Origin of the sequence: Sphingobacterium shayense (assembly GCF_013179575.1) — a bacterium.
Lineage (GTDB): Bacteria > Bacteroidota > Bacteroidia > Sphingobacteriales > Sphingobacteriaceae > Sphingobacterium > Sphingobacterium shayense.
On sequence record NZ_JABMCQ010000030.1, the window covers coordinates 1 to 22577 of the forward strand.

18 protein-coding genes and 1 tRNA gene are annotated in these 22577 nt (G+C 39.0%); 15 read left to right on the forward strand and 4 right to left on the reverse strand.

Features of this window, described 5'->3' with window-relative positions:
- The 4 genes from HP439_RS05640 to HP439_RS05655 all read left to right on the forward strand — a co-directional run.
- The coding region (locus tag HP439_RS05640; RefSeq protein WP_172389372.1) for a translocation/assembly module TamB domain-containing protein at nt 1-3663 on the forward strand (3663 nt) is incomplete at its 5' end.
- Nucleotides 3638-5962, forward strand: coding sequence for a translocation and assembly module lipoprotein TamL (tamL, locus tag HP439_RS05645; protein ID WP_172389373.1), 2325 nt, complete (start codon nt 3638-3640; stop codon nt 5960-5962). The genes HP439_RS05640 and tamL, both read left to right, overlap by 26 nt.
- 130 nt (nt 5963-6092) lie before the next feature.
- On the forward strand, nt 6093-7031 hold the full coding sequence (locus tag HP439_RS05650; protein WP_172389374.1) for a malate dehydrogenase: 939 nt from the start codon (nt 6093-6095) through the stop codon (nt 7029-7031).
- A 38-nt stretch (nt 7032-7069) separates the two neighbouring features.
- Nucleotides 7070-7513 carry an aspartyl protease family protein gene (locus tag HP439_RS05655; RefSeq protein WP_172389375.1) on the forward strand — a complete coding sequence of 148 codons (444 nt, stop codon included), beginning with the start codon at nt 7070-7072 and terminating at the stop codon, nt 7511-7513.
- On the opposite strand, the gene HP439_RS05660 is transcribed toward HP439_RS05655, so the two are convergent.
- Nucleotides 7499-8719, reverse strand: a complete 1221-nt coding sequence (locus tag HP439_RS05660) for an MFS transporter (protein WP_172389376.1) — start codon at nt 8717-8719, stop codon at nt 7499-7501. The two genes, HP439_RS05655 and HP439_RS05660, sit on opposite strands and share 15 nt — an antisense overlap.
- 124 nt (nt 8720-8843) lie before the next feature.
- On the opposite strand from HP439_RS05660, the gene fsa reads away from it, so the two are divergent.
- From fsa to HP439_RS05700, 8 genes are all read left to right on the forward strand, one after another.
- The gene (gene fsa, locus HP439_RS05665; RefSeq protein WP_172389377.1) at nt 8844-9503 is read left to right on the forward strand and encodes a fructose-6-phosphate aldolase; all 660 of its coding nucleotides are present in this window, start codon (nt 8844-8846) and stop codon (nt 9501-9503) included.
- Between the two features lie 1531 nt (nt 9504-11034).
- Nucleotides 11035-11481: a Fur family transcriptional regulator gene (locus HP439_RS05670; protein ID WP_172389378.1), complete on the forward strand. Its 447-nt coding sequence runs from the start codon at nt 11035-11037 to the stop codon at nt 11479-11481.
- Between the two features lie 501 nt (nt 11482-11982).
- The gene (rnr, locus tag HP439_RS05675) at nt 11983-14109 is read left to right on the forward strand and encodes a ribonuclease R (protein WP_172389379.1); all 2127 of its coding nucleotides are present in this window, start codon (nt 11983-11985) and stop codon (nt 14107-14109) included.
- A 289-nt stretch (nt 14110-14398) separates the two neighbouring features.
- Nucleotides 14399-14809, forward strand: coding sequence for a 30S ribosomal protein S12 (gene rpsL / locus HP439_RS05680; RefSeq protein ID WP_086948339.1), 411 nt, complete (start codon nt 14399-14401; stop codon nt 14807-14809).
- A 19-nt stretch (nt 14810-14828) separates the two neighbouring features.
- Complete coding sequence (gene rpsG / locus HP439_RS05685) at nt 14829-15296, forward strand: 30S ribosomal protein S7 (protein ID WP_172389380.1); 468 nt, start codon at nt 14829-14831, stop codon at nt 15294-15296.
- Between the two features lie 122 nt (nt 15297-15418).
- Nucleotides 15419-17542 (forward strand): elongation factor G, encoded by a 2124-nt coding sequence (gene fusA, locus HP439_RS05690; protein WP_172389381.1) that lies wholly within the window; start codon nt 15419-15421, stop codon nt 17540-17542.
- A gap of 73 nt (nt 17543-17615) precedes the next feature.
- Entirely contained in the window at nt 17616-17921 is a 306-nt protein-coding gene (rpsJ, locus tag HP439_RS05695; RefSeq protein ID WP_002993539.1) for a 30S ribosomal protein S10, read from the forward strand.
- A 127-nt stretch (nt 17922-18048) separates the two neighbouring features.
- On the forward strand, nt 18049-18765 hold the full coding sequence (locus tag HP439_RS05700) for a 3-ketoacyl-ACP reductase (RefSeq protein WP_172389382.1): 717 nt from the start codon (nt 18049-18051) through the stop codon (nt 18763-18765).
- A 124-nt stretch (nt 18766-18889) separates the two neighbouring features.
- On the opposite strand, the gene HP439_RS05705 is transcribed toward HP439_RS05700, so the two are convergent.
- Nucleotides 18890-19534, reverse strand: a complete 645-nt coding sequence (locus HP439_RS05705) for a porin family protein (RefSeq protein ID WP_172389383.1) — start codon at nt 19532-19534, stop codon at nt 18890-18892.
- Nucleotides 19535-19773: 239 nt separating this feature from the next.
- On the opposite strand from HP439_RS05705, the gene HP439_RS05710 reads away from it, so the two are divergent.
- Nucleotides 19774-19844: transfer RNA gene (locus tag HP439_RS05710), tRNA-Cys, on the forward strand.
- Nucleotides 19845-19873: 29 nt separating this feature from the next.
- Nucleotides 19874-20053, forward strand: coding sequence for a spore protein (locus HP439_RS05715; protein ID WP_172389384.1), 180 nt, complete (start codon nt 19874-19876; stop codon nt 20051-20053).
- A gap of 50 nt (nt 20054-20103) precedes the next feature.
- Here the strand turns inward: HP439_RS05715 and HP439_RS05720 are convergent, their stop codons facing one another.
- A complete protein-coding gene (locus tag HP439_RS05720; RefSeq protein WP_172389385.1) occupies nt 20104-20868 on the reverse strand; it encodes a copper homeostasis protein CutC in 765 nt (254 codons plus the stop codon).
- A gap of 185 nt (nt 20869-21053) precedes the next feature.
- On the opposite strand from HP439_RS05720, the gene HP439_RS05725 reads away from it, so the two are divergent.
- Entirely contained in the window at nt 21054-21446 is a 393-nt protein-coding gene (locus HP439_RS05725) for a hypothetical protein (RefSeq protein WP_172389386.1), read from the forward strand.
- Between the two features lie 41 nt (nt 21447-21487).
- Here HP439_RS05725 and tsaD read toward each other — a convergent pair whose 3' ends face one another.
- Nucleotides 21488-22489 (reverse strand): tRNA (adenosine(37)-N6)-threonylcarbamoyltransferase complex transferase subunit TsaD, encoded by a 1002-nt coding sequence (gene tsaD / locus HP439_RS05730; RefSeq protein ID WP_172389387.1) that lies wholly within the window; start codon nt 22487-22489, stop codon nt 21488-21490.
- Between the last annotated feature and the right edge of the window lie 88 nt (nt 22490-22577).

The window sequence follows — 22577 nt, forward strand, 5'->3', positions numbered from 1 at the left end:
AAAGGGGGATTAAGCGGGTTCGATGCCAATATGAGTTTAATTACAGAACAGGGTAATGCGACATTTAACGGAAACTTGTCCATGGCGCAAGATACGACCTATGATGCATATGTCTCAATCGACAACTTTAATGTAGGCAGTCTGCTAAATCAAGATTCTTTACTGGGCTATATTTCAGCAAATGCTACGGTGCAAGGAAGCGGGCTAGATCCTAAAAATATGGTTGCTAATGTTCAAGGTGATTTGAACTTGCTACAAGCTATGGGCTATGACTATCATGACATAAAATTAGAACTTTCGGCAGATCAAGGTGATATCACAGGAAGTCTCAACAGCCCAGATCCCAATGTAAAACTCAATATGGATTTCCACGCAGACATGCGCGGACAATATCCAAAATTGTTAGCTACCTTAAATATAGATACAATCAACTTTAAGAACCTCAATATTATTGAAGATAACTTTCGATATCAAGGTAAAGTAGTTGCAGACTTAGAGACCGCTGATCTAGACTTCCTTAATGGTTCACTGGTTATTTCGAACTCGTCAATAGCGTACAATGAAGAACGGTACACCCTTGATAGTGTCGCCCTATTAGCGACTGCTGACACCAGTAGGAATTCCCTTATCTTAGAGTCCGGATTGCTTAGCGCCCACATGGTCGGTAAATACAAACTAACGGAGCTTGGCGCTTCCGTCCAGGATATTATACGTATGTATTACAATCCCGCCGGAACAGCCCCAACCGATTTAAACTACGAACCGCAGAACTTTGAATTCAGTGCCACCCTGCGTAACTCTCCTTTTATACGCGAATTTTTACCAAAGCTCGAAGAACTACAGAACGTAACTCTAGATGGTACATTTAACTCCGAAGATAAAAGCTTCATGTCAAAATTGGTTGCTCCTAAAATCCTTTACGATGGAATGCGGTTCGAGAATATTGGGGTAGATATTACCACAGCGGACAGCACACTTTATTACTCCGCATTAATAGAGAAAATAAACGTCAGTAATCTGGAATTAAGTAACACTATTTTTAGTGGTAGTGCAAAAGAGAACAACCTCGACTTCGGCTTGTGGATAAAAGATAAGCTCGACAAAGAACAGTATCATTTAGGGGCGAATATGACGGTGGATCAAAACAACTACACACTGAAATTGCATGAAGATGGTTTGATGCTTAATTATGAGACTTGGCAAATTTCCCCCGACAATTATTTAAGCTTTGGAACGAACGGAATTAGTGCACAAAATTTCAGGTTGTCCAACGATGGTCAGGAACTGCTGTTACAATCAGCTGACTCAACACTAAATGCACCATTAGATCTTACATTTACAAATTTTCGCATAGAAACCTTATCTGAAATATTAAAATCAGAAACGCTTAATTTAGGCGGAGGTATAAACGGAACTGCGACAATTTCCCGCTTAGAGAGCAAACCAGTGTTTATTTCGGATGTAAATATTGACAAATTCTATTTTGGCTCCGATACGGTTGGCAATGTACTTATAAAGGTAGATAACGTGCGTGAGAACACATTCGCCGCTGACATAAAAATCGTAGAAAACGGTAACGATGTTCATCTTGTTGGGGACTTTATAAGCCCCCCAAATGGAACATCAACACTAGACGCTACATTATCGTTAAATCCTATGAAAATGACGACTATTCAAGCTTTTAGTATGGGATATATCAAAGGATCTGCAGGCGACTTAAAAGGTGATTTAAAAATAACTGGGACCTTAGATCAACCCCAAATTAACGGAGATTTAACGTTCGATGATGCGAAAATAAATGTTGCGATGTTAAATGCCGATTTAATGTTAGACAATCAGGTCATCCGTTTCAACAACCAAGGTATTTTGTTTCGACAGTTTGAAATAAAAGATTTGCGAGGAAATACCGCAAAACTGAACGGAACAGTACGTACAAAAACATATACAGATTTCGATTTCAATCTAAACTTGAGCACGAACGATTTCGCCGCGGTAAACTCTACAAGAGAAGATAATGATTTATTTTTCGGTAAATTATTCATCACATCAAATATTCGAATAACCGGAAACCTGGACCATCCACGGATAGACGGAAATGTTAAGGCTAATAATAAAACAGATTTTGTATTTATTGTACCAAATGATGACCCAGGAATAGCGCAACGAGAGGGAGTTGTAAAATTTGTTGATCGAAGTGACACCGCCCGCACAAACGCATTTGCACGACTCGACTCTTTGACGACAGCTTCACGACTCTCTGGATATGACATCGCTTTAAACCTGACTACTGACAGGGATGCAAAATTCAAAGTTATACTTGACGAAGGAACAAAAGACGCATTAAATATTCAGGGGATCGCACAAATAAATACTACGATTGATGCGAGTGACAAAATTACTATGTCCGGTACCTATACCGTAGAACGTGGGGACTACACCTTTTCGCTTGGACCAATTTCTAAAGAATTTACATTCCAAAAAGGAAGCACAATTACATGGAATGGAGATCCTCTGGATGCACGTCTAGATATAACGGCAATATACACCAACCGGTTCTCCACCCTGGAGTTGGTACAATCGCAAATCGGGTCAGAGAGTCAAAACCTTTACAAACAGCGAGTTCCTTTCGACGTAAAACTTATCCTAACGGGAGAACTTTTCAAGCCAAATATTAATTTTGATATTGATTTGGACGAAACCAATGCTATTGTTTCTCAAGATGTTGTCAGTAAAGTAAATATTGCGTTAGCCAATATACGCGACGATCAGGCAGAGTTAAACAAACAAGTGTTTTCACTGTTGACCCTAGGTCGATTTATGTCGTCCAATCCATTTGAAAGTCTTGCTGGGGGTGGAGCTGAAGGATTTGCGCGAAACACGGTGAGTTCCTTTCTAACGAACCAGCTCAACAGTATGGCCTCCGATTTGATTAAAGGTGTCGAACTTGATTTCAACTTGCAATCTGAAGAAGATTACCTGACGGGAAACGCTGAAACGAGAACGGACCTTAACGTGGGTATCTCAAAAATGCTATTTGATGATCGATTAAAGGTGACCATCGGATCAAATTTTGAAGTAGAGGGAAATAGCCGTCCAGGTGAAAAATCAACAAATATCGCGAGCGACATTTCGTTGGAATATCAACTTTCAAAAGATGGCAGATACTTTGCACGGGTATATCGAAAAAATCAATATCAAGCGACCCTGCAAGGGCAGTTTGTTGAAACGGGTATCGGGTTTATCATAAACATGAGCTACGATAAATTTAAAGAGCTATTCATGAATTCTAAAGCGCTCGAACAATACTACGACACGGATAGTCGGGGGTTCCAAAGAAGATTTGATATTGACCGAATGAATGTCGATTCTGCTTACCGTGATAGCGTGCGGACCGTTATACGAGACAGCTTGATCCAAAATAATCCTTCTTTCCGAAAACGGTGGGAAGAACGTCAACGTGAGGCGGAACAGTTAAAACAAGGTAACGATAGCACGACGCAAGGACGGGTCGACTCGACACAGGCTATCATTCCTAAAGAAGAAGAAATCCCCGTAAAAACGGAGGAAGAAGAGAAAGAAAACGATAACAGTGACTCAACAGACAACAATATTGAACCCAAAGCGATAAGATCAGATCATGAAAGGAGTAAGGATGAATTTTAGGCGGACACACATCGTTTTGACAAGCCTTGCACTTTTGTTTGCAGCGAGCTGTAACCCCACAAAGCACCTTACAGAGGACCAAAAACTCTATGATGGAGGAAATGTAACTATTCATAAGGATACCATAAGCGCAGAAAACAAAAAGCTATTCGAAGAGCATTTAGAATCTTTGTTAACACCAAAAACAAACAAAAAGTTACTTGGAATACCTATCAAGCTTGGCCTATATAATATGGGGGGTGGTCCGGATAGTACCGAAGGATGGTTCAATAATTGGTTAAAAAGGCAAGGTGAAAAACCGGTACTTTTGAGTGACGTAAACCGCGAGTATAATGAAAATATTCTTCGCAACAGAATGGAAAATCTAGGATTTTTCAATTCATACGTTACCTCCGATACTATTATTGACGGTAAACGGGCAGAGGTGAACTATAATGCCTTTACAGGTAACATTTATAGAATTGCAAATCTAAAATTCGAGGTAGACTCAAATAAAAAAATCGGTAAAGATATACTTCGATTCAAAGAGAATTCATTGCTAAAAATTGGTAGTAATTATAATCTTGACGTTATCCTCAACGAGCGTGACCGTATAGATAATGATTTAAAAAATAATGGCTATTATTACTTTTCACCCGATAATTTATTAGTAGAGGTAGACAGTACTGAAGGAACTAATAAAGTCGACATGTATGTTACCATTAAACCTGAAACTCCGAAAAAATCTCGTGAGCCACAACGTATTGGCAACATATTCATTTACCCCAATTACACGCAAACCGAACAAGGATTCCGTCACGCTAACCCGAAACGAATGAAGCTTTTTCAGGATCAGTATTACATCATTGATCCTAAAAATACTTACCGTAAAAAGGTCCTCGCTAATCACATCTTCTTTGAGCGTGGGGAAACCTACAACCGGCATGATCATAATATGACTATCAGCCATTTGGTAAACTTAAACGCGTTCAAATTTGTTAAAAACAACTTTGTTGACAGTAAGGATTCTACCAATACGATGGATACTTATTATTATTTAACACCTATGCAACGCAAATCGATCCGTTTCGAGGTACTCGCAAAAACCGCATCTGTCTATAATGGTACGGAAGCGAACGTCAATTGGACGCTTCGCAATGCTTTTAAAGGCTTTGAAACTTTAACTGCCACCGTTTTTGGCGGTTATGAAACACAGACCGGCGGAAATGTCAATTTAAATTCGGCATATATCCGCTATGGCGCAGAATTAGGGATAGTTTGGCCACGATTATTATCTCCTTATAAATGGGCTCCGTCCCGACGATTTATTCCAAAAACATATGCCAAAGTAGGATATGAGTTCCTTAATCGTCGCAATGCGTATACCCTAAATTCTTTATCGTTGAATTATGGTTACAACTGGAAAGAAAACGACCAAAAGCAACATGATTTAGCGGTAGCAGAAATTATCTATGTCCAGCCACGAAATATTTCCGACGAATACCGGGCACAGATGGATACGGTACCTACCCTACGCCATATTGTTGACCCACAGTTTTCATTCGGACCAAACTATAACTATATCTTTACCAATTCCACGGAAAAGGATCGTAAGAACACTTTTTTCGTAAAAACAGGCTTAAATACTTCTGGGAATGTCCTGGGCTTAATTCAGGGAGCCGATTATAAAAACAACGATCGAAAGAAGCTCTTCGGAACTGAATACGCACAGTTTGTTAAAGCTGAAGTGGATTTCCGACATTATCTTAAACTATCATCCAATTCAACTTTAGCCTCAAGGATTATGTTTGGTGTAAGTCATTCCTACGGAAACTCGATATCCCTACCTTACCTCAAACAATTTTATTCAGGTGGTCCTAACGGACTACGAGCCTTTAGAGCTCGCGCTGTAGGCCCAGGTTCCGCCATTCCTGAAAATCTTGGTCAAGATAACTTTTTTGCTGATCAAACGGGCGATTATAAACTCGAACTAAACACAGAGTATAGGTCCCAAATTACAGGAATGTTTCACTGGGCTGCATTTATTGACGCCGGAAACATATGGCTACAACGAAACGACCCTAACAAAATTGGCGGCTCTTTATCTAAAGATTTCTATAAAGAATTAGCTGTCGGTGCGGGATTAGGTTTGCGTGTTGATTTAGATTTTCTTATCGTTCGGGTTGACGCCGCTATTCCGCTGCGTGTACCTTATCGCCCAGAAGGAGATCGATGGGTTTTCAAATATATTGACATAAGACAATCGGACTGGAGACGAGATAATCTGGTATTTAACCTAGCTATTGGTTATCCTTTCTAAATCATCTAAAATAAAACCCTATTTTGGAAAATATAGGATTTTTTCAAAAATATAGTTAATCCTTAGTTTTTAAGGCGTTTTTTTAGTAAATTTAGATACACTGAAGTTCTAGACACTAAAACCAAAAAACATGAAAATCACTATCGTAGGCGCAGGTGCCGTGGGTGCAACTACCGCCGATAATTTGGTAAGACGTAACATAGCAGGAGAGATAATTTTATTAGATATTAAAGAGGGAGTCGCCGAAGGAAAAGCACAAGATATGATGCAAACAGCGGCGCTCTTAGGATTTGATTCAAAAGTAAAAGGCGTAACAAACGATTATCTTTCCACCGCAGGATCCTCAGTTGCTGTTATAACCTCGGGTATCCCACGAAAACCGGGTATGACACGCGAAGAATTAATCGGAACTAATGCCGGAATCGTAAAATCTGTTGTGGAAAATTTGGTTAAGCATTCTCCCGATATCATTATTCTTATTGTTTCCAACCCGATGGACACAATGACCTATCTAACGTTAAAATCAAGTGGCTTACCTAAGAACAGAGTGATAGGCATGGGCGGTGCATTAGATTCCGCCCGTTTTAAATATCAGATTTCCCAAAAGCTGAATGCTTCAGCAAATGACTTAAATGCAATCGTCATTGGAGGACACGGCGATACCACAATGATCCCACTAATCGAACATGCCACGTGGAACAGCATACCTGTGAATAAATTTCTGAATGAGGAGGAGAAAAATGAAATCATCCATAAAACCATGGTTGGAGGTGCTACGTTAACGGCATTAATTGGAACTTCGGCGTGGTATGCTCCCGGTGCTGCTGCTGCTGCTATGGTCGAAAGTATCGTGTGTAACCAGAATAGATTATTCACGGCATCGGTGTTGCTCGAGGGTGAGTTCAACGAACAAGACATAACAATGGGTGTTCCGGTAATCATAAACAACAAAGGGTGGGATCGTATTGTGCCACTTGAGTTATCTGACGATGAACAAGCATCATTTTCGAAAAGTGCTGAAGCAGTTCGAAAAATGAATCAAGTACTCCTAGACAGCAATTTACTTTAGCTGTTTATTTGCATGGGGTAAATAGCTATATTTAGCCCATGCAAAAAATTCCATTTGAAATTATAGAATTACAGGGGGACGGATTTCACGTATTAATCGATGTCGAACTGTTCGGTAAACCCTTTAAAATGGTGTTAGACACGGGAGCTTCCAAGACCGTATTCGATAAAACAACCCTTCTTAATTCTGGTATTTCGGAAGAGACATTTCAAAATACAGACATCCTTTCCGCTGGACTTGGAACAGACACAATGCAAAGTTTTATTTTGGAAATACCTCATTTCAGAATCAAAAACTGGCAAATTAAGAACTATACAACGGCAGTACTCGACCTGAGTACAATAAATTATGCCTATGAAAAAATGAACATTCCCCCTGTTATTGGTGTCTTGGGAGGAGATATTTTACGATTATTCAACGCACGAATAGACTACGGAAAACAATTAATGACACTAAGAGAGCGTCCACTAAAACTTAAATAATGGACGATGGATATGCCGTCTTAAATAAATATAGAAAGAAATAGCGATTAGAACTCCGGCACCGCCCATAATATACAAAGTATTCTGAATTCCATAATATTCCGCCGTTCCTCCAACCAGTAAAGCTCCTATCGGAGCTATTCCTTGAAAAGCCATCACGTAATAGCTAATTACTCGTGCTCTATAAGCGGTAACTACATGGGTTTGAATATACGTATTGATTGATGAATTTTGCATCATCATTGCAAAAGAAACTAACGCCGTAAAAATAAGTGCAGGGAAAAGCATTGGCGCAAATGCAAGTAATATAAGACTAAACCCCATTAATAGTGCTGAAAACAACACACGATATCGTAGATTTTGACCGCTTTTTAAACGCGCCATATTAATAGCACCGACCATTGCTCCAAAACCAGCTGCGCTCTCGAACCACGAAAAAGTGGACTCGTCACCAAGAAAGAGGTCCTTGGCAACTGCCGGTAATAATGAGGTATATGGTATTACTAAAAGGCTTGAAAACGCTAACACTATGATAATCGATGTAATGTGTGGAGATCGCTGAAGATATCTAAATCCTTCTTTAAGAGCTGTAATATTATCTTCCTTGGCTAATTTTGTCTGATCTTCGACCACCTTCATCATCATCAAGCATATGATAACGGGAACAAAACTGACGAAATTAATTCCGAAACAAACAAACTCGCCATAATTCGAGAGTAAAACACCTCCTATTGCTGGACCTACCATACGCGCTGCGTTAAAAACAGACGAATTTAGGGCAATCGCATTAGGAAGATCCTTTTTATTATCAACTAACGATATCATCAATGACTGACGTCCAAGTACGTCGAACGCATTAATAACACCTTGAAAAAACCCTAACAAGGATAAAATAAAAACAGTTTCCCAATGCATTCCAACAACTAGCGCTAACAGTCCAGCCTGTATCATCAGCGCTATTTGGGTAATAAATACGAGTCTATATTTTTTGTTTTTGTCAACAAATGAACCAATTAAAGGTGATAATACTAAAGAAGGAAGTAGCGAAATAAACTGTACAAACCCTAACCAAAACACGGACTGGGTCATCTCATATACCAACCAACTAATAGCAACCCGTTGCATCCAGGTTCCCAGAAGAGAAATCGCCTGCCCAATAACGTGGAGTCTAAAATTGGGATAAGAAAGCGATCTGAGTATATCCATATAATGTCGAAAATGTTTCGGTCAAAACTACCACTTTGAAAATAATATAACTATTTTTGTAACCAATATTAGCTTATAAAGTTTATAAAAACTTATTTTAAATAACAATAAATCCCCATCCAACATGAAATTTTTTATCGATACCGCAAATTTAGCGCAAATCAAAGAGGCTCAGGACTTAGGCGTTCTTGACGGCGTAACAACAAACCCTAGCTTAATGGCAAAAGAGGGTATCAGCGGTGAAGAAAATATTATTAACCACTACAAAGCTATTTGCGAAATCGTCGACGGCGATGTAAGTGCAGAAGTAATAGCTACGGACTACGAGAACATCATAAAAGAAGGTGAAGCGTTGGCTGCATTGAACGCTAAAATCGTTGTTAAGGTACCAATGACTAAAGACGGCGTCAAAGCTATCAGATACTTTAGTAACAAAGATATAAAAACCAATTGTACATTAGTGTTCTCTGCTGGTCAAGCCCTTTTAGCCGCCAAAGCAGGCGCTACCTATGTATCTCCATTTATCGGGCGTCTTGACGATATTTCTGTAGATGGTTTAGGATTGATTGAAGAAATTCGTCTGATATATGACAACTATGGCTTCCAAACGCAAATTTTAGCGGCATCTGTACGACATAGCGCGCATCTATTAGGCTGCGCAAAAATTGGAGCAGATGTAATGACCGGACCTTTATCAGTCATTTTATCTCTTTTAAAGCACCCCCTTACAGATAGTGGATTGGCTCAGTTTCTAGCTGATCATGCAAAAGCGGCTGGAAAATAAACATAAAATACCAAGTAAGGACGCCTCTACGCTATAGAATATAGACCGTAGAGGCGTTCTCTTTTTTTTGCGCTTCAACCAAAAAACTGAATATTAAAAAGTAAAATTCTAAAAATTTCTTACCCTAAAACAGAGCAGCATTCCTATTCAAATATGACATTTCGTCACACAAACTGATAACGTTTAAGGAATTTCTCAGCTCCTAAATCACTAAAAAAACGGCGCTTTGATGAGCGGCAAACAAGTATGTGGCGAGATCAGACAACGGTCTCTCTCTTCCCGATACGCCGAGTAAACTGAGAAAAAGAAAGTCTTACGACTTTAATTCCGGGTTAAAATAGGATCCGAAATCAACAAAAAAACAGAAAATATTATCATAAAACGCCGCGAAAAAACACGATTCATCGCAAAAAAAAACAGAATTTTGTTTCAAAAATTAGAACTAAATGGCGACGATACTACCACGAACATACAAATGGGAAGTCTCTTCAATTGCAAAAAAAGACTAATTATTCGTCCGCTAAAGCGCATGGTCACACATATAGGCGTCATTAAAATGACCGAAAAAAATATAGAAAATGCCAACGAAATTGAATCAAATTTCACTCCAATCGGTATAAATTTTTACATGAATTTATACCGTATTACTAAACCAGGTCATGGTAAAACTGAATCAAAACACGTATCTCACCGAGTAAAAAAACTCATACCTCGGGATAATTTATCCGAAAAACAGAAGAATTCTCGCGCCGGAAAACGAAATTATGGATTGAATAGTTATACCAAAATCTGAAAAAATCAAAAAAACTAAAAAGGAAATTACACGATTAACTTCAAGTATTACGGTGAAAAAAATAGAAATATCCACGCTAAATTCTCCCAATTATAAAAGGATTTGAATAGTTTTCATTCCCTAGTTTCTACCAAAATCGAGTAAAAAAATAAGTTAAAACTGTTTCTAATTTTTAATCAAAATCTCAAAAAAATCACCTCTTATACTACGCAAAAATTTATACACAGGGGTTAGTTGAGTGCTTAAAATAGCGGATAATTAATTTGAAAACGATCACGCGATACGTCTGGAAATTCATTATAGTAATCAAACAAATGTTTGTCCAGCGTAAAAATTTAGGTAAATTCTCGCTATAAGTAGCAATGAAATTTAGGTAATTACCTTGCTGTATCTCCAAAAATATGATGCAATTAATTATTTTATCCCCTATAAAAACCCTAAAAATCGTTCACAAACACATTTTCTTTTGCCTATACACCAATGATTATCAAATAGTCTATTTTAAGAGGAAAAACATAAAGCCCTAAAATACAACAACTTAACAAACACCACTAATCGCTTCTAACAATGGTAGGATCGCCGGGAATCACCGAGTGAAACTCAGAAATAAGCCTTCTAATTCTTTATATCTTGTGACGTCAGGAACAATAGCAATGTCGAAAAACGCTATCCAAATCAAATATTTGGTTTAATCGCCATACCTTAATACCCTATATTTTTCGTAATTTTATTGCTGAGATGATTAACCAACAAAAGGAAAAAACGAGAGATTTCAACCGCTTACTTCGCGAAAACGGGCTCAAAGTAACGACACATAGATTACGTGTTTTGAAGGAACTAACGCATAAAAATGCAGCCGTTTCCCAACCTGATCTTGAAAAAACGATTGGTACAGCTATTGACCGAGTCACACTATATCGTATACTTTCGAGTTTCGAAGAGAAAGGTATTGTGCACAAAATATTCGATTTGCAAGGTACAGCCACGTATGCAATTTGCAGTTCGGACTGCAGTAAAGACCACCATCACGATCAACATGTTCACTTTATGTGCTCAGTTTGTAACAGCGTATATTGTTTAGAGGAGGTTCCATTTCCCCATATACCCCTCCCAAAAAATTTCACCTTACATGCCCTTGCCTTGAACGCAGTTGGGCTTTGCGAAAACTGCCAAAAAGAGGAATAACCTCATTAAAATATTCAATAAATAACGTGCACACCTTTTATAAATGAAAGGTGTTTTTTTATTGATATTCGAAACTAAAACTAGCAAAACATATATTAAAAATTTTTAACAAATAATATTTAATAGTTTAACTAATAGACATTTAAAAAAACTAAACAAAACAATTGATTACACATTAATATTTTAGCAAAAAAACTAAAAAAGGGATATTTTAAGAAAAAACCACCCTACTCCCCTAAAAACGAAAGTATCAAAGAAAACTATTTTAGCAATTTAATATATTTTACCCTTATAATCAGATATATAATTAAGCTAAACTAAGCTAACAATTAACTACACAACAACGACACATTTTTTTAGGAAAATTCAACTAGTTTTTCCGTATATTTAGACTAGGATTAGCAGGAGATACAAATCCTCCGTGAGTCGCTAAAAAAGCAACTCCCCTATCTAATAAAACAATCAAAACAAAAGTTCCCAACACTCCATAACTTGAGACGCATGAAACAGAAAAAGGAAAATCAATACAAAGAAATCCTCAGCCAACTTATAGTAGACATATTTGAGAAATCAAACAATCAGCCGTTAAACTACAAACAGATAGCAGCAAAACTTAATCTTCGTGAAAACGACGCTAAGGTCGCCATTTCTGACATCCTCTCTGATGAAACCAAATCCGGCAAATTCACGCAAGTTGACCGAGGGAAATTTAAGCTACGCACTCTAAATGTTTACGTCCAAGGAAAAGTCGATATGACCGCAGACGGATCCGCCTACATCGTCCCAAAAGACGAATTCGAAAACGACATATATGTCGCACCCCGAAAACTGAGACATGCCTTACACAACGACATCGTGAAGGTCCATGTGTACCAACGAAAAAATGGTCGCTCACGAGAAGGAGAAGTTGTTGAAATCATAGAACGCGCAAAAGTCGATTTCACCGGCACGATAAAAACCTCAAAAAACTACGCGTTCTTTTTAGCCGACGACCGGAAAATGTTACACGACATTTTCATACCCTCGGAAAATTTAAATGGAGCGAAAGACGGAGAGAAAGTCGTAGTCTCAATTACCGACTGGCCAAAGGACGCTAAGAACCCGTACGGCAAGGTGAAAAACGTCCTAGGTAAAAAAGGAGAAAATGAAACAGAGATGAATGCCATCCTTGCAGATTTTGGATTCCCACTCTCCTTTCCACCAGAAGTAGAACAAGACGCTAATGCTATAGACGAAAAAATATCTGACGAAGAAATTCAAAAACGTAAAGATTTCCGAAACGTCACCACATTTACGATTGACCCTTTCGATGCGAAGGATTTCGACGATGCCATTTCGTACCGAGAGCTCGAGAATGGAAATGTCGAAATCGGGGTCCACATCGCAGATGTATCACACTATGTAATACCAGACACTCAGCTCGACAAAGAAGCGTTCGACCGAGCCACATCCGTCTATCTAGTAGATCGGGTTATACCGATGCTACCAGAAAGATTATCAAACGGAGTGTGCTCGCTTCGACCAAACGAAGACAAACTTTGCTTTGCCGCGGTTTTCGAAATGGACAGCAAAGCGAACGTCATCGACCAATGGTTCGGCAGAACCATCATTAACTCCAATAGACGATTCACCTACGAGGAGGCTCAAGAAATTATAGAGTCAAAATCTGGAGACCTCTCAACTGAAATAAACAAATTAAATGAACTTGCATATATCCTTCGCGAACGCAAATTCAAAAATGGCGCAATAAGTTTCGAAAGTGAAGAAGTTAAATTCCAACTTGACGAAACAGGGAAACCTATCGGTGTGTACACGAAAGTTCGAAAGGACGCTCACAAACTCATTGAAGACTTCATGCTACTTGCAAACAAAAAAGTTGCAGAATTCATTGCAAAAAAAGGAAAGGGCAAGGACAAGCTCACTTTTATCTACCGCTTCCACGACACACCGAATCCAGAGACGTTGACAACATTCTCTCAATTTGCCGCTCGCTTCGGACATCGTCTCTCCGTAAAAACTGACAAAGAGACAGCTAAATCTCTGAACGCACTTCTCACCAAAATCGAAGGAAGTAGAGAGCAAAACCTACTAACATCGCTAGCCATCCGTTCGATGGCGAAAGCCGTTTACACAACAAAAAACGCCAGCCACTACGGGCTAGCTTTTGACCATTACACCCATTTCACCTCCCCTATACGTCGGTATCCCGATGTGATGGTACACCGCCTGCTTCAATTTTATCTCGACGGCGGCGGGAAAGTAAACAACGAGCATTATGAAACCATGGCTGAACATTGCTCTCAAATGGAAAAGAAAGCAGCAGAAGCAGAAAGGGCATCCATCAAGTACAAACAAGCAGAATTTCTCCAAGACCAAATCGGAAGTAAATACCGAGGAATTATATCAGGCGTTACTGAATGGGGCATGTATGTTGAAATTCAAGAAAACAAATGTGAGGGCATGGTTCGTTTGAGAGATATTACAGATGACTATTACACCTTAGATGAAAAAAACTACACAATCTTCGGTGCACATAGCGGGAAGAAATATCAATTGGGAGATGAAGTTGAAATTCTCGTCAAAAAAGTAGATCTAGAGAAGCGACAAATCGATTTTTCGCTTGCCTAATAATGGCATACGAGGCAGCTCAGCTTCTTCAGACACCGCAAGGCTGAGCTGCCTTTAATTAAAACGAATCAAGGAAAATTTCTAGTAAACCAACTATTAGACCGAAACATTACAACAACAAATAAGACGCAATCTCAAAAAAATGCAAACCCACACTATTCCAAGATAAGAAAGCATGGAACTGGCGCTTAAAAAAAATAACATACAAGTCTTTATGATTTAAGATATTATACATATCTTTGCGGACTTAAAAATTAATTTTTACAAATTAAAAAACAAAAACAGGTAAATGCCTACTATTCAACAATTAGTTAGAAAAGGTAGAGTAGCTCTGGTTGACAAGAGTAAGTCGCCAGCGTTGGACTCATGTCCACAGCGAAGAGGTGTGTGTACTCGTGTATACACTACTACCCCTAAAAAACCAAACTCAGCAATGCGTAAAGTAGCTCGTGTACGTTTAACAAACGGTAAAGAGGTTAACGCATACATCCCAGGTGAAGGTCACAACTTACAGGAACACTCAATCGTGTTAATCCGTGGCGGTCGTGTTAAAGATTTACCAGGGGTTCGTTATCACATCATTCGTGGTGCATTGGATACGTCTGGTGTTGCAGGTCGTAACCAACGTCGTTCTAAATACGGAACAAAACGTCCAAAACCAGGACAAGCTGCAGCTCCAGCAAAAGGTAAAAAGAAATAATTAAACGGAGGACAAGAAAATGAGAAAATCAAAACCAAAAAAGAGAATCATTTTACCTGACCCAAAGTTTAACGACACTCAGGTAACACGCTTTGTAAACAACATGATGGTAGATGGTAAAAAATCTACAGCATATTCAATTTTTTACGACGCAGTAGAATTAGTAGAGCAAAAAACACAAGAGAACGGTCTTGAAGCATGGAAAAAAGCGTTGAACAACGTAATGCCAGCTGTAGAAGTTAAATCTCGTCGTGTGGGTGGTGCAAACTTCCAAGTTCCTATGGAAGTACGTCCCGACCGTAAAATCGCTTTAGGTATGAAGTGGTTAATTTCTTACGCTCGTAAACGTGGAGAAAAAAATATGTTCGAGAAATTAGCAGGAGAAATCATCTCAGCTTCTAAAGGTGAAGGTGCTGCTGTTAAGAAGAAAGAAGATACGCACAAAATGGCGGAAGCTAACAAAGCGTTCTCACACTTCAGGTTCTAGTCTTGAACACCAAGAACAAAATATGAATACACCGACTTTCGATAATAGATTTTTCCTTTATCACTGTCGGTGTATTCGATTTAAAACATTGCAATAATAATTAGCCACTAGGCAAAAATAACATGGCAAGAGACTTAAAATTCACTAGAAATATCGGTATCGCTGCACACATCGATGCTGGAAAAACTACGACTACGGAGCGTATTCTTTATTACTCAGGAGTAAACCATAAAATAGGTGAAGTTCACGAAGGAGCTTCCACCATGGACTGGATGGAGCAAGAAGCAGAGCGTGGTATTACCATTACTTCAGCTGCAACAACTGTTTTCTGGAATTATCGTAATAACAGATACCAAGTAAACGTTATAGATACTCCGGGTCACGTTGACTTTACAGTAGAAGTAAACCGTTCACTTCGCGTATTAGACGGACTAGTATTTTTGTTTTCGGCTGTTGATGGTGTAGAACCTCAATCGGAAACAAACTGGCGGTTAGCTGATGGTTACAAAGTTCCTCGTATTGGCTTTGTCAACAAAATGGACCGTTCAGGTGCTGATTTCTTGAAAGTTGTAAAACAAGTAAAGGATATGTTGGGATCCGATGCAATCGCTTTACAGCTGCCGATCGGAGCTGAGGACACATTCACAGGCGTTGTTGATTTGATCAACAACCGCGGTATCGTTTGGAACGAAGCAGATAAAGGTATGACCTTTACAGAAGTTCCTATTCCTGAGGATATGCTTGAGGAAGTTGCAGAATACCGTGAAAAGCTTTTAGAAGCTGTAGCTGGTTACGACGAATCTTTGATGGAGAAATTCTTCGACGATCCGAATTCATTAACTGAGCGTGAAATCTTAAACGCATTACGTGCCGCTGTATTAGATAATGCGATCGTGCCGATGGTATGTGGTTCATCATTTAAAAACAAAGGTGTACAAACAATGCTTGACCTAGTAATGGAGCTGCTACCTTCTCCTTTGGATGTAGAGGCAGTAACAGGGACTAATCCTAATACAGGCGAGGAAATCGAACGTAAACCATCAGTTAATGAACCTTTCGCCGCGTTAGGTTTCAAAATCGCGACTGACCCATTCGTAGGTCGTCTATGTTTTATCCGTGCTTATTCGGGAAAATTAGATGCTGGTTCATACGTATTGAACACTCGTTCAGGAAACAAAGAGCGTATCTCACGTATCTTCCAGATGCATGCTAACAAACAAAATCCTATCCCTTTTATCGAGGCTGGTGATATTGGTGCGGTAGTAGGTTTTAAAGACATCAAGACAGGTGATACACTTTGTGACGAAAAATCACCGATTGTTCTTGAATCAATGGTTTTCCCTGAGCCAGTTATTGGTTTAGCGATCGAACCTAAAACCCAAGCTGACGTTGATAAACTAGGTATTGGTTTAGGCAAACTTGCTGAAGAGGATCCTACATTCGTTGTAAAAACAGATGAAGAAACTGGTCAAACAGTAATATCTGGTATGGGTGAGCTTCACTTGGAGATCTTAATTGACCGTCTAAAACGCGAATTCAAAGTTGAAGTTAATCAAGGAGCTCCTCAGGTATCATACAAAGAGTCTATTACAGGAACTACCGAACACCGTGAGGTTTACAAGAAACAATCAGGTGGTCGTGGTAAATTCGCTGACATCAAAGTTGTTATCTCTCCTATTGATGATGATTACGATCCATCTAAATCAGCTCTTCAATTCGTAAATGAGATTGTTGGTGGTAAAATTCCAAAAGAATATATCCCTTCAGTTCAAAAAGGATTTGAAGTATCCCTTAAAAACGGTGTATTAGCTGGATACCCACTTTCAGGAATGAAAGTTCGCTTGATCGATGGTTCATTCCACGCAGTCGATTCAGATTCACTATCATTCGAATTAGCGGCGAAAATGGCTTACCGCGAAGCTTTACCTAAATGTTCTCCTGTATTGATGGAACCTATCATGAAAATTGAGGTTTTGACACCAGAAGAAAATATGGGTGATGTAATGGGTGATTTAAATCGTCGCCGCGGTCAAATGCAAGGGCTTGACTCTCGTGCGGGAGCTCAGGTTATCAAAGCATTGGTACCACTTTCGGAAATGTTTGGTTATGTAACACAGTTACGTACGATCACTTCGGGACGTGCAAGTTCGACAATGGAGTTTGACCACTTTGCTGAAGCTCCGCGCAACGTAGCTGAAGAGGTAATAGCAAAATCCAAAGGTAAAGTTAAAGGCATCGAAGACTAATCTTTGATCGAAAAATAAACCAGCCTCCTGTTGTGAATAGCTCTAATGGGAGGCTATCTTAAAAACAAATAAAATGAGCCAAAGAATCAGAATTAAATTGAAATCTTACGATTACAACTTAGTTGACAAATCAGCTGAAAAAATCGTAAAAACAGTAAAACCTACAGGTGCAGTCGTTAGTGGTCCTATCCCATTGCCTACTGAGAAAAAAATCTATACCGTTTTACGCTCACCACACGTTAACAAAAAAGCACGTGAACAATTCCAATTGTGTGCATACAAGAGATTGTTAGATATTTATTCTTCAAACTCTAAAACTGTTGACGCGTTGATGAAACTTGAATTGCCTTCAGGCGTTGAAGTTGAAATCAAAGTGTGATAGATTTCAATTTAAAAAAAAAGAAAGTCATCTTATGCATAATAAGATGGCTTTTTTTGTTTCGGACCTGCCCGCATTTTGACATTGCAGATACTGAACCGATAGAAAGAATTGGTTAATTTTGTTCATGGAAAATATAACTGGAAAATATGCATTAGTAACTGGCGGAGGTCGTGGCCTTGGCAAAGCGACCGCGCTAGCTCTCGCTGCCGAGGGCGTAAACGTCGCTATAACAGGAAGAAATGTTGACTATTTAAAGGCAACCGTAGAACAGATAAAAACCTTCGGAGTGAAGGCTACCTATGCCGTATTTGACGTGGGAAACCTTGAAGAGGTAAATCAGGCGATTGAAACACTAACAAATAGTTTTGGAGTGTTTGATATTCTTATCAACAACGCCGGTATCGCCGCGTTTGGGGCTGTTAACGAGATGGACCCCGTCCTATGGGCTCAAATAATCCAAACAAACATCTTGGGCACCTATTACGTTACCAAGGCGGTGCTTCCACAATTGCTTAACAAAAACCAAGGAGACATCATTAATGTCGCTTCAACAGCTGGATTAAACGGCGCTGCCAATACATCAGCTTACAGCGCAAGTAAATTTGCCGTTATCGGGTTTTCTGATTCACTAATGCGAGAAGTACGTAAAAACAACATCCGAGTATGTACCCTCATGCCTAGTACGATCGCTTCTGACATGTCCAAAGAACTTCAACTGACTGATGGTAATCCGGATACCGTCTTACAACCGGAAGATTTTGCAGAGCTAATTATAGCTAATTTAAAGCTACCTCGCCGCGCAATGTTAAAGTCTGCATCTCTTTGGTCAACTAATCCTTAATAGGCGCATATTCGATTCTAAAAACACCTTTGGGATACGTTCCTCTTTATAGTATGCAAAAAAGTGGTTGACCTACTCAGATCAACCACTTTTCAGAATCTTTTAAGATTCGTACCAGCTACAATTAAAATTGGTAGCCTACACCAAATGATAGTACGCGGTTAGAGAATTTGTTATCGCTACCTTCTGATGGAGATAAATTCGACAACCCTAGACCATATCCAGCGTTAACTAAAAATCCGTTCGACAATTTATAACCTGCTAAGAAGTTTACACCAAAATCAAATGGTTTTTGATCTTTATCATCTCCCGTGAAATCAACGTCATATTCAGCTTCTCCAGACATATCTGAAAAGTCACCCTTAAGTTTCGTCTTTCCGCTAAGTGAATATCCAACATATGGTCCCGCTCCTAAAAATACTGAGCCTGAGTAACCAGCAGGAATGTAATACACTGCATTAACCGGAATTTCAATCGCCATCACGTTCGTAGTTGCCGAACCATCAAAGTTATCTCCGTCCGCCTTATACTTTGCACCCTTACCTTGCAAGGATATACCCGGTTGAATCGAGAATTGAGGAGCGACTGGTAAATCTGCATAACCTGTCACATAAAATGATGGATTCATTTTTGAATAGTCTTCCATATCAGCAGGAACATTGCTATACTTACCTAAGTTAACACCTGCTTTTAAACCAAAACTAGTTTGTGCCTGAGCACCAGCAGCTAATAAAAACGCTGCGCCTAATGAAAGTAAAATCTTTTTCATACGTTATTCCTTTTTGTTTAATACGCTCAGTAGTGCAAGTTTTGAACCAAAAAAAAATAAAAGCACATAAACTAAAACAACAGACTGTATATCAGTTAATTAATTTAAAAAACAAAAAACAAAGAATGACGACAAATCCACTATTAATCAGGAACACGAAATTAAATCCAATCTTTTTCAACGGAACTTTGTAAATATCAAAAGTAAAGTTTATTTTTGCATTCCCTTAAAGGGGAAAGGGTCGGATGGCCGAGTGGCTAGGCTGAGGTCTGCAAAACCTCCTACAGCGGTTCGAATCCGCTTCCGACCTCGTTTTATTGACTAATAAAAGATATCATAATGGGAGTTACACGTTTAAAAAGAAAAGATAGAAGAAATAAAACTGTTGCACGTGTTGAAGTACAGTTTTTAAAATTAGGGCGCAACATTGAACTAGGTTCAAAAAGTGAAATGCCTAAACACAGTCAGATTACAAAAAACGACGAAATTTTGAACAAACTTGCTGCACAGGCAAAATAAGTTTTTTCGAAAATCACACATAAAAAAAGAGAACCAATGGTTCTCTTTTTTTATGTGTGATTCGCCATTCTGTTTTTCAACAACAAACACAATGTTTCTACCGTCGCTCTACTTGTTTGCATTGTAGGCTCGTCCATTCCCGACAGCTCCGAATTATGAAAGCTCATTTTTGACGATATCACAGTCTTCGCCGAGCTATGTATTGATTTTGCCTTGGTATGGTCTAAAAGGGCGATGATGTTATCTTCATTTACCCCTGAACCAGGCATTATTTCAATTCGATTGTCCGCTTTTTCGATTAGCGACCTTATTAAGTCCTGTCCCTGCACTGCCGTATCCCTCAAACCCGAAGTAAGAATCCTGTCAAAACCTAAAGAGATAACATCTTGCAGGGCTTGCTCCGGATCTTTACATCGGTCAAACGCCCGATGAAACACGACCGTCATCGGCTTTGCATGCGCGACCAACACGGCGTTCCGTTCCATATCTATTGAACCATCAGCATTCAATATCCCGACAACAACTCCGTCACAGTTTTGCTCTTTACAAAACGTAATGTCAGTTAACATCTCTTGAAATTCAGCATCGCTATATAAAAAATCACCCGCACGAGGTCGCACCAATACGTGCAACCCTATGCTTAACGCTGCACGAGCCAATTTAATTTGTGCGTAGGAAGGAGTTGTACCTCCATTTTCTAAATTTTGACATAACTCCACTCTACTTGCCCCGCCCAATTCTGCTTGGAGAGCTGAAAAGGACGAGTTCGCGCAAATTTCCAACTTGACACCGCCTATATTTTTTTCTTCTATCATGGTAATTCAAATTTGCTTATTTTTTATCCGAATCATTATATATTAACGTTATTTCATGCCGAAAAAAAACATAAAAGACAAAAGACCAACGCTTTAATTTCAATATTGTAAAACTTTTAGTAATATTTGATTGTTAAATATTTTCAATACTATAATTGTTAGGATTCACCTTAAATTAATTCGTCATGACAATAGTATCAAAAGAGACCGAAATTCAAGATCGAATATCAACGGTCTACGATAGTCTCATCACCGAAAAAGAATCGATATACGAAGCATTTCTACATACACGAGAACATCATTTAACTGCCCATAATGAGGTCCTCGCGGGATTTTTCCCTGACGGAGAGTGGGAAGACAATCAAAGCGTTGATCAGCAAAACTTCGTGGAGTACGATATCTATTGTTATTTAGTCGATATTATATCTGATTACAGAGACATAGAAGGGGGCTTTCCAGAATATCTTGACATGATTGCCAACCTTGAACAAGTGATGTTAAAGTTCGCCCGACGCGAAAACTATGAAGTTTCCGCTATCATCAAACGATGGCTTCAAAAACTTATCGACACCCTCTAGCACTAAAAACCACAGATTAAAAACGGAATGCCTTCCAGTCTTTAAAAATGCATTCGAGCCAAAGGCGCTATATCTTGACCGACGAACTCTTGACGTAAATACTTTTGATACCCCGCAATAGCAATCATAGCCGCATTATCGGTACAATATTCAAACTTAGGAATAAAGACCTGCCAGCCATAACGAGCTCCCATCTCTGTTAATTGTTGACGGAGTCCGGAGTTGGCAGACACACCTCCCGCAATAGCCACCTGTTTTACCCCAGTCTGCTGAACAGCTTTATTCAATTTGTTCAGTAAAATAGTTACTATTCGCTCCTGCACCGAAGCACATACGTCAGCAATTCTCTTATCTAAAAAACTAGGATCTTTCCTTTCTTCCGCTTGAACCATATAAAGTATAGCGGTCTTTAATCCTGAAAAACTAAAATCAAGTCCTGGAATTTGAGGTTCGGGAAGTTTGAAAGCCGTGGCATTTCCCTGTTGTGCATATTTATCAATTAACGGACCACCAGGATATGGTAATTTTAATATCTTGGCAGTTTTATCAAAAGCTTCTCCTGCAGCATCGTCTAGTGTTTGTCCTAAAAGCTCCATTTCAAAGAAATCTTTCACAAGAACAATCTGCGTATGCCCTCCCGAAACAGTCAAACATAAAAACGGAAATTCTGGTTTCGGATTGTCTATAAAATGCGCTAAAATATGTGCCTGCATATGATTAACCTCTATTAACGGAATCTGACGAGCTAATGCGAACGACTTCGCAAATGAAGTTCCAACAAGTAATGCACCTAAAAGTCCAGGTCCGCGAGTAAAAGCTACCGCATCAACGTCATTTTTGTGTATTTTAGCAAGCTGAATAGCTTGATCAACCGTTGGTATGATATTCTGCTGGTGTACACGTGAGGCTAATTCAGGTACAACACCACCATATTTTGCGTGAATAGCTTGACTGGCTATAATATTTGATTTAATTTCACCGTCTATACAAATAGAGGCAGAAGTTTCGTCGCAAGAAGATTCGATACCCAAGATTACAGCCATTGTGCAGATTTTTAAATAGAATACAAAAATATCAAAAAAATACTTAAAATAACGTCCATCACCCTACTAAGCATTTTCTTGCTTAGCA

Excerpts from the sequence above, each read along its gene's own strand:
- fsa (WP_172389377.1), top strand. The coding sequence starts at position 8,844 with ATGAAATTTTTTATCGATACCGCAAATTTAGCGCAAATCAAAGAGGCT.
- HP439_RS05720 (WP_172389385.1), bottom strand. The coding sequence starts at position 20,868 with ATGATAGAAGAAAAAAATATAGGCGGTGTCAAGTTGGAAATTTGCGCG.
- rpsG (WP_172389380.1), top strand. The coding sequence starts at position 14,829 with ATGAGAAAATCAAAACCAAAAAAGAGAATCATTTTACCTGACCCAAAG.
- rpsJ (WP_002993539.1), top strand. The coding sequence starts at position 17,616 with ATGAGCCAAAGAATCAGAATTAAATTGAAATCTTACGATTACAACTTA.
- rpsL (WP_086948339.1), top strand. The coding sequence starts at position 14,399 with ATGCCTACTATTCAACAATTAGTTAGAAAAGGTAGAGTAGCTCTGGTT.
- tsaD (WP_172389387.1), bottom strand. The coding sequence starts at position 22,489 with ATGGCTGTAATCTTGGGTATCGAATCTTCTTGCGACGAAACTTCTGCC.
- HP439_RS05705 (WP_172389383.1), bottom strand. The coding sequence starts at position 19,534 with ATGAAAAAGATTTTACTTTCATTAGGCGCAGCGTTTTTATTAGCTGCT.
- HP439_RS05650 (WP_172389374.1), top strand. The coding sequence starts at position 6,093 with ATGAAAATCACTATCGTAGGCGCAGGTGCCGTGGGTGCAACTACCGCC.
- tamL (WP_172389373.1), top strand. The coding sequence starts at position 3,638 with ATGAAAGGAGTAAGGATGAATTTTAGGCGGACACACATCGTTTTGACA.
- fusA (WP_172389381.1), top strand. The coding sequence starts at position 15,419 with ATGGCAAGAGACTTAAAATTCACTAGAAATATCGGTATCGCTGCACAC.
- HP439_RS05725 (WP_172389386.1), top strand. The coding sequence starts at position 21,054 with ATGACAATAGTATCAAAAGAGACCGAAATTCAAGATCGAATATCAACG.
- rnr (WP_172389379.1), top strand. The coding sequence starts at position 11,983 with ATGAAACAGAAAAAGGAAAATCAATACAAAGAAATCCTCAGCCAACTT.
- HP439_RS05700 (WP_172389382.1), top strand. The coding sequence starts at position 18,049 with ATGGAAAATATAACTGGAAAATATGCATTAGTAACTGGCGGAGGTCGT.
- HP439_RS05660 (WP_172389376.1), bottom strand. The coding sequence starts at position 8,719 with ATGGATATACTCAGATCGCTTTCTTATCCCAATTTTAGACTCCACGTT.
- HP439_RS05715 (WP_172389384.1), top strand. The coding sequence starts at position 19,874 with ATGGGAGTTACACGTTTAAAAAGAAAAGATAGAAGAAATAAAACTGTT.
- HP439_RS05670 (WP_172389378.1), top strand. The coding sequence starts at position 11,035 with ATGATTAACCAACAAAAGGAAAAAACGAGAGATTTCAACCGCTTACTT.
- HP439_RS05655 (WP_172389375.1), top strand. The coding sequence starts at position 7,070 with ATGCAAAAAATTCCATTTGAAATTATAGAATTACAGGGGGACGGATTT.